This is a genomic window from Mycobacterium sp. E1747 (genome assembly GCF_001667775.1).
In the GTDB taxonomy this organism is placed as follows: domain Bacteria; phylum Actinomycetota; class Actinomycetes; order Mycobacteriales; family Mycobacteriaceae; genus Mycobacterium.
Window position 1 is genome coordinate 1 of record NZ_LZJI01000085.1, and the last position, 7,348, is coordinate 7,348.

Below are 7,348 nucleotides of genomic sequence, written 5' to 3' on the forward strand. Positions count from 1 at the left end.
GCGTGTTGACCGACGTCACCAACTCGTAGTCCTCGGGCGTGTAGCAGATGAAGGGCTTCGCGAGGAAGACGCCGGCGTTGTTGATCAGCGTGTCGATGCGGCCGAACCGCGCCAGCGCCTCGTCGACGAGAAGTCCGGGCGTGCCGGGTTCGCCGATATCCGCTGCGACGCAGTGGACTTCGGGATGCGGCGAGGCCGTGATGGCGCGCGACGTGGCGACCACCCCGTAGCCCCGCTTGCGGTATGCCTCGACCAGGCCCGCGCCGATGCCGCGCGATGCGCCGGTGATGACCGCGACTTTGCCGTAGCCGGATTCCATTGTGTACGAACCTCTCTGGTTGCGCGGGCGCTCAGCCCGCCATGTAGTGCACGATGTCTGCGGCCGGGCCCGTTTTGGCCTTACGGAAAGCCGTGCCCGCCCACATCGCGACGCCGTGCGGATCACCGATTTTCAGCGCGGCGGCCTGAAGCGGCGCGGTGAGCATTGCCACCTGGGGGAAGCCGGATATCGCGTCGGCGTCGTAGACGTCGAGGAACCGGTTGCGCAAGGCGCGGGCGCAGCGCCCGGTGAACGCGCGCGTCACCGCCGTGTCGGCGAACGCCGGATCACGCAACGCCGCGCGGTGCACCGCGTTGGTTCCGGCCTCGTCGGCGAGCAGGAACGCCGTGCCGAGCTGGACGGCGGCGGCGCCGGCGTCGCGCAGCCGCCCGACGTCGTCGGGCGTCCCGAGGCCCCCGGCGGCGACGACGGGACGATCGAAACAGGCCACCAGCGCGGTGACGAGGTTGTCGAGCGAATCGCCGGGCGGCGCGGCGAGCGGGTTGAACGTCGCCCGATGCCCGCCCGCGTCGGGGCCTTGGGCCACCAACGCGTCCACTGGGCAGTTCAGCGCGACCACCGCCTCGCGGGCGGTGGTGACGGTGGCGACGGTCGAGACGCCGGCGTCATGCATCGACCTGCACACCGCGGCGCCGGGCGAGCCGAAGGTGAATGACACCACCTCCGGCCGAAGCTCGCGCACCACATCGAGTTTCGCGTCCCATTCGTCGTCATACCCAGAAACGGACGGTTCTTCGAGCGATACACCGTAGTGGTGCGCTTCGCGCGCCAGGGTTTTCGCGAACACGGTGAGCTGCTCCGCGTCGGCCGTCATCCCTTGTGGGACAAACAAATTCACGCCCAATGGTCCGGACGTCAGCCTTCGCGCCGCGCCGATCGCGTCGGCCAGCCCCGCCGCGGAGGACATGCCGCCCGCCAGGAAGCCCAGGCCGCCGGCATTGGATACCGCGGCGGCCAGCGCCGGCGTCGACGGCCCACCCGCCATGGGTGCACCCAACACCGGAACGGTCAAGTCCGCCAAGGTGAATCGATCAAACACCACGAAGCTCCGACTCTCTAGCGAGCGTTTCATACTGGCAAACGCGACGCTAGGCCCCGCCCGCATTGCCGCGCGATGCCGATCATGCGAGCCTGCGCTATTCGGCCAAGGCGCCGCGTAATTCGGCTGGCCGCCCGCTCAGCCCGGCAGTACCGGCGCCGCCCCGAACACCATCAGCCCCGGAACCTCCGACCACCCCTGCTGGCTTTCGGCGGCGGCCGCCGAATACTGCAGCACCCCTTGGGGCGCCCCGACATACACCGTCGACGGGTTGGCGGCGACCGTCAGCACCGGCATCTGCAGGCCGCGGGCGGGCGCGTCGGAGTTCACCCCGTCGATGTTGACGTAGGACACCGGATGGCTGGCGTCCGTGCGGGTCACCACGATGTCGTCGCCGGTGCGCCAGGACAGCGACACCACCGAGTTGCCCAGCCCGAAGCCGAGCCGCCGGGGGTAAGTCAGCGCGTACTGGCCGGCCTGGGTCTGCTCGACGCTGGCCAGGATCACCTGGCCGCCGATCACCATCGCGGCGCGGGTGCTGTCGCGGGAGAGCTGCAGGTCGGTGATCGGCCCCGGGAAGCGGGTGGACACGGCGACCGAATCGACGGGGATGCGCGCGGGTTGGCCCGACGCCGGTTCCTGGATCGCGCGCAGCACGTTGTTGCCGTCCACCACGACCCACACCGCGTCGTCCAGCGACCAGCTCGGCCGCGTCAGGCCGTGCCCGTCGGCGGACTGCACCGCCTCGCCGCCGAGGTCGCCGATCCACAGCGAGGCCGCCTCGTCCGGCGCCCCGCGGTGCAGGGTGACGACGGACGCGACCTGCCGGCCACTGCGCGACAGCGCGGCGCCGGTCTGGTCGCCCATCCGCCCGAAGGCCCCGGGCACGTTGGCGAAGTGCTGGCCGTCCAGGGAGACCAGCGAGCCGTTCACCAGGGCATGCAACCCCGCGCCCGCGCCGTCGCCCACGCCCGGGTCGGTGGCGGCGACGTCGGACGTCGTCCAGCCCTCGGCGAACCTGTCGTCCAGCGGGGCGCCGTCGGCGTTGATCACGTACGGGCCCCGGATGTCGGCCCGCGCCAGTGTCCAAATGATCTGCGCGGCAAGCAAAGCCCTACTGTGCGGATCGGTGGTGGACAGCTTCTCCAGGTCGATGCGCGCGCCGCCGTAACCGCGCCCGATCCCGTTCTTGCCGCCATCGGCGCGGGTCACCGGCCCGCGCAGCCGCAGCGGCGGGGCGAGCAGGTTGCGCACGGTGTGCGCCATTTCGGGCCGCGGCCCGGCGATCAGCTTGGAGACCAGCTCGGTGGCCAACTGGTCGTGGTCGGCCACCGCCACGTAGCGCGGATCGGGCACCACCGTCTTGCCGGTCGGGTCGGCGAAGTAAAGCGTGTTGCGCTTGTAGGTCGACTGGAACTGCTGCCAATCCAGGAACACGCCGTTGGGCAGGCGGTCGATCCGCCACCCGCCCGACGTCTTGACCAACTCGATCTGGCCGGGGTCCGGCAGCACCCCCTCGGCGGTTTCGAACACCCCCATGTCCGACAGCGATCCCAGGATATCGGCCCGCATGGTCGCCGAAACTCGTTCGGCGGCACGGGTTTCCACGAACACCACGTGGTCGATCAGCAGCGCGCTACCGGCGTCGTCCCAGGCGTTGGACGCCGATTGGGTGAGGAACTGGCGGGCCGCCAGGTGCCGGTTCGCGGGATCGGCTGTGGCCTTGAGGAATTCGCGCAGCAGGACGTCGGGATCCATGCCCGGGGTCGGCTTGGGCAGATTCGACGGCGCGGGCCGCTCGACCGTGCCGATAGCCTGGGGCGCCGACGAGCTGGGCACGCCCGCGCAGCCGGCCAGCAGCGCGGCCAGCAGCAACAGGCCCAGCAACCGCCGCATCACCCGCTCCTCTCCGCGTGTTCGCGTTGCCGCGACCGCTCTTTGGGCTGCGGGCCGGTGTTGGCGGCCGGCGGGATGGGCTTCATGGGCAGCGGGCTGGTGGTCACCTTGTGGCCGCGAACCAGCGGCAGCGTGAGCCGGAAGCACGAGCCCTCGCCGGGCTCGCCCCACGCTTCCAGCCGGCCCTGGTGCAGGCGGGCGTCCTCCACGCTGATCGCCAGGCCCAGGCCGGTGCCGCCCGAGCGGCGCACCCGCGACGGGTCGGCCCGCCAGAACCGGCTGAACACCAGCTTCTCCTCGCCGGGCCGCAGCCCCACCCCGTAGTCGCGGACGGTGACGGCGACGGTGTCCTCGTCGGCGCCCATCCGGATCTGCACCGGCTTGTGTTCGGCGTGGTCGATGGCGTTGGCGATCAGGTTGCGCAGAATCCGCTCCACCCGCCGGGTATCGACCTCGGCGATCACCTCCTCGTCGGGCAGGTCGACGAGCAGCTCGATGCCGGCATCCTCGGCCAGGTGGCCCACGTTGCCGAGGGCGCTTTGCACCGTGGTGCGCAGATCTACGGCCTCGACGGACAGTTCGGCCACGCCCGCGTCGTGGCGGGAGATCTCCAGCAGGTCGTTGAGCAGCGACTCGAACCGGTCGAGTTCGTTGACCATCAGCTCGGTGGAGCGCGCCAGCGTGGGGTCGAGGTCGGCGCTGTGGTCATAGATGAGGTCGGCGGCCATCCGGACGGTGGTCAGCGGGGTGCGCAGTTCATGGCTGACGTCGGAGGTGAACCGGCGCTGCAGGTTGCCGAACTCCTCGAGCTGGGTGATCTGGCGGGACAGGCTCTCCGCCATGTCGTTGAACGACACCGCGAGCCGCGCCATGTCGTCCTCGCCGCGCACCGGCATCCGTTCGGACAGGTGCCCCTCGGCGAACCGTTCGGCGATCCGCGACGCCGACCGCACCGGCACCACCACCTGGCGCGAGACCAGCAGCGCGATCCCGGCCAGCAGCACCAGCAGCACGGCGCCGCCGGTGATCATCGTGCCGCGCACCAGCGTGATGGTGGCCTGCTCGTTCTTCAGCGGGAAGATCAGGTACAGCTCCAGGTTGGCCACCTGCGAGGACGCCGGCGTGCCCATGATCAGCGCCGGCCCGGCGAAGCCGTCGGTGTGCACGGTCGCGTACTGGTAGGACGCCTGCCCGGCCTTGACGAAGCCGCGCAGCGAATTGGGCACCTGGTCGACGGGCCCGGCCGTGGTCGCCGCGCGCGGCCCGTCGCCCGGCACGATCAGCACCGCGTCGAACGCGCCGGCCAGCCCGGCGCCCGACGCAGGGTCGGTCTTGGAGGTCAGCGTGTTGCGGGCCAGCTGCAGGCTGCTGTCCAGCGAGCGCGTCTCCTCGCCGCTGACGATCCCGCCGACGGTGGTGCGCGCGCGCTCGATCTGCTCGATACCGGCCTTGACCTTGACGTCGAGCACCCGGTTGGTGACCTGAGAAGTCAGCACGAAACCGAGCGCGAGGATCACCGCCAGGGACAGCCCGAGGGTCAGCGCGACGACGCGCAACTGCAACGATCGGCGCCACGCGGTGCCCACCACTCGACTCACTGCACCCACGCCGCGAGTCATGGGCCCCGAGCGCCCCCACCGACTCCTAGTGCGTCGCCGAGAGCCCCAGATCACCTACACCGTCCGGTCACGGAGGTCCGGCCTTGTATCCCACTCCTCGAACGGTCAATACCACGGTCGGGTTTTCGGGATCCTTCTCAACCTTGGCCCGCAGACGTTGGACGTGCACGTTCACCAGGCGGGTGTCCGCCGGGTGCCGGTATCCCCACACCTGTTCGAGCAGCACATCACGAGTAAACACCTGCCGCGGTTTGCGCGCCAACGCGACTAGCAGGTCGAACTCGAGCGGCGTCAGGGAGATCTGCTCGCCGTTGCGGGTCACCTTGTGCGCCGGCACGTCGATCTCGACGTCGGCGATGGACAGCATCTCGGCCGGCTCGTCGTCGTTGCGCCGCAGCCGCGCCCGCACCCGGGCCACCAGTTCCTTGGGCTTGAAAGGCTTCATGATGTAGTCGTCGGCGCCCGACTCGAGGCCGAGCACCACGTCCACGGTGTCCGTCTTCGCGGTGAGCATGACGATCGGGACGCCCGAGTCCGCGCGCAGGACACGACAGACGTCGATGCCGTTCATCCCGGGCAGCATCAGGTCCAACAACACCAGATCGGGGCGCAGTTCGCGCACCGCAGTCAGGGCCTGGGTACCGTCACCGATGACCGCGGTGTCGAAACCCTCCCCACGCAACACGATGGTGAGCATCTCGGCCAGCGAAGCGTCGTCATCGACGACCAAAATCCTTTGCCTCATGGAGTCCATGGTGTCACCAGATCGGGACAAACCCGGCGCGCCACACGGGCGTTTCTTGCTCCGAGCCGCAAATATGGATGCAAATCCGGTCAAATTCCCGTGCTCGGCGCCCCCGGCGCACCCTCCCGGGCCGTTGCGGGGACGTCCTTGGCGCCGATGAGGGTGGCGGCCAGCCGGCCCGGATCGACGTCCGCGTCGGCCACCACCCAGGGTCCGCCCCAGCCCGAGGCGGCCAGCTCCGCGTACACCGCGCCGGTGCGCAGCTGCAGTTCGTCGTCGCGTTCGTAGCTGTCGCGGGCCCGGCCCGGGTCGGCCAACGCGCGGCTGCGGGCGCGCTGCCCGGCCAGCTCCGTCGGCACCGCGAGCAGCACCTGCCAGTCGGGCGCGGGCAGCCGCAGCCGCCGGTATTCGAGCTCGAGCACCCAGTCGGCCGCCGCCCCGGACGCGCCCTGGCGCAGGCGTGCGGCGCTGTAGGCCGCGTTCGACGCGACGTAGCGGTCCAGGATCACGACGTCGTGGTCGCGGCGCAGCGCCTCGATGTCCTCGACGGCCCCGGCCCGGTCGAGCGCGAACAGCATCGCCATCCCGTAGACCGATGACGACAGGTCGCCGTGCCCGCCGTGCAGGGCCTCGGCCGCGATGTCGGCGGTGACCGATTTCCCGTAGCGCGGAAAGGCCGTGATCGCCACCGATTTCCCGGCCGCCTGGAAGGCCTTGCGCAGGCCCTCGGACAGCGTCCGTTTGCCGGCCCCGTCAACCCCTTCGATCGCGATCAGCACGGCGCCCAGCCTAAGCCCGCCGCCGGACGCCACGCTGGCGTGACACTCGACGCCGGAGGCCACGCTGGCGTGACGCTCGGCGAGAAGGCGCTACCTCAGTAGCGGTAGTGGTCGGCCTTGTAGGGGCCGTCGACGTCGACGCCGATGTACTCGGCCTGCTCCTTGGTCAGCTTGGTCAGCTTGCCGCCGAGCGCCTCCACGTGGATGCGGGCCACCTTCTCGTCGAGGTGCTTGGGCAGGCGGTAGACCTCGTTGTCGTACTCATCGTTCTTGGTCCACAGCTCGATCTGGGCGATGACCTGGTTGGAGAAGCTGTTGCTCATCACGAACGACGGGTGGCCGGTGGCGTTGCCCAGGTTCAGCAGCCGGCCCTCGGAGAGCAGGATTATCGACTTGCCGCTGTCGGGGAACGTCCACACGTCGACCTGCGGCCGGATGTTGGTCTTGGTGGCGCCGGAGCGCTCCAGCTGGGCGACCTGGATCTCGTTGTCGAAGTGCCCGATGTTGCCCAGGACCGCGTAGTCCTTCATCGCCTTCATGTGGTCGAGGGTGATGATGTCCTTGTTGCCGGTGGCGGTGATGACGATGTCCGCCGTGCCGATCGCGTCCTCGACGGTCTCCACGTCGTAGCCCTCCATCAGCGCCTGCAGCGCGTTGATCGGGTCGATCTCGGTGACGACGACGCGCGCGCCCTGCCCCTTGACCGACTCGGCGCAGCCCTTGCCGACGTCGCCGTAGCCGCAGACCAGCACCTTCTTCCCGCCGATCAGCACGTCGGTGCCGCGGTTGATGCCGTCGATCAGGGAGTGGCGGCAGCCGTACTTGTTGTCGAACTTGGACTTGGTGACCGAGTCGTTGACGTTGATCGCCGGGAAGGCCAGATCGCCGGCCGCGGCGAACTGGTAGAGCCGCAGCACGCCGGTGGTGGTG

The 7,348-nt window shown here is 69.9% G+C and carries 7 protein-coding genes; all 7 read right to left on the reverse strand.

Features of this window, described 5'->3' with window-relative positions; genetic code table 11:
* On the reverse strand, window positions 1-319 hold a 319-nt coding region (locus A5695_RS09275; protein WP_156749543.1), incomplete at its 3' end, for an SDR family NAD(P)-dependent oxidoreductase.
* Between the two features lie 31 nt (window positions 320-350).
* Window positions 351-1,379: a nitronate monooxygenase gene (locus A5695_RS09280; RefSeq protein ID WP_255398662.1), complete on the reverse strand. Its 1,029-nt coding sequence runs from the start codon at window positions 1,377-1,379 to the stop codon at window positions 351-353.
* A gap of 138 nt (window positions 1,380-1,517) precedes the next feature.
* A complete protein-coding gene (gene lpqB, locus A5695_RS09285) occupies window positions 1,518-3,275 on the reverse strand; it encodes an MtrAB system accessory lipoprotein LpqB (protein ID WP_068080245.1) in 1,758 nt (585 codons plus the stop codon).
* Window positions 3,275-4,948: an MtrAB system histidine kinase MtrB gene (gene mtrB, locus A5695_RS09290; protein ID WP_082945954.1), complete on the reverse strand. Its 1,674-nt coding sequence runs from the start codon at window positions 4,946-4,948 to the stop codon at window positions 3,275-3,277. Before mtrB ends, lpqB begins: the two co-directional genes overlap by 1 nt.
* Before the next feature lie 13 nt (window positions 4,949-4,961).
* Window positions 4,962-5,648 carry a two-component system response regulator MtrA gene (mtrA, locus tag A5695_RS09295; RefSeq protein ID WP_007168097.1) on the reverse strand — a complete coding sequence of 229 codons (687 nt, stop codon included), beginning with the start codon at window positions 5,646-5,648 and terminating at the stop codon, window positions 4,962-4,964.
* Between the two features lie 80 nt (window positions 5,649-5,728).
* Window positions 5,729-6,418 carry a dTMP kinase gene (locus tag A5695_RS09300; RefSeq protein ID WP_068080249.1) on the reverse strand — a complete coding sequence of 230 codons (690 nt, stop codon included), beginning with the start codon at window positions 6,416-6,418 and terminating at the stop codon, window positions 5,729-5,731.
* Between the two features lie 95 nt (window positions 6,419-6,513).
* The coding region (locus A5695_RS09305) for an adenosylhomocysteinase (RefSeq protein ID WP_082945955.1) at window positions 6,514-7,348 on the reverse strand (835 nt) is incomplete at its 5' end.

Bases quoted from the DNA above. Each gene is read 5' to 3' on its own strand.
- mtrA (WP_007168097.1), bottom strand. From the start codon at position 5,648: ATGGACTCCATGAGGCAAAGGATTTTGGTCGTCGATGACGACGCTTCG.
- lpqB (WP_068080245.1), bottom strand. From the start codon at position 3,275: ATGCGGCGGTTGCTGGGCCTGTTGCTGCTGGCCGCGCTGCTGGCCGGC.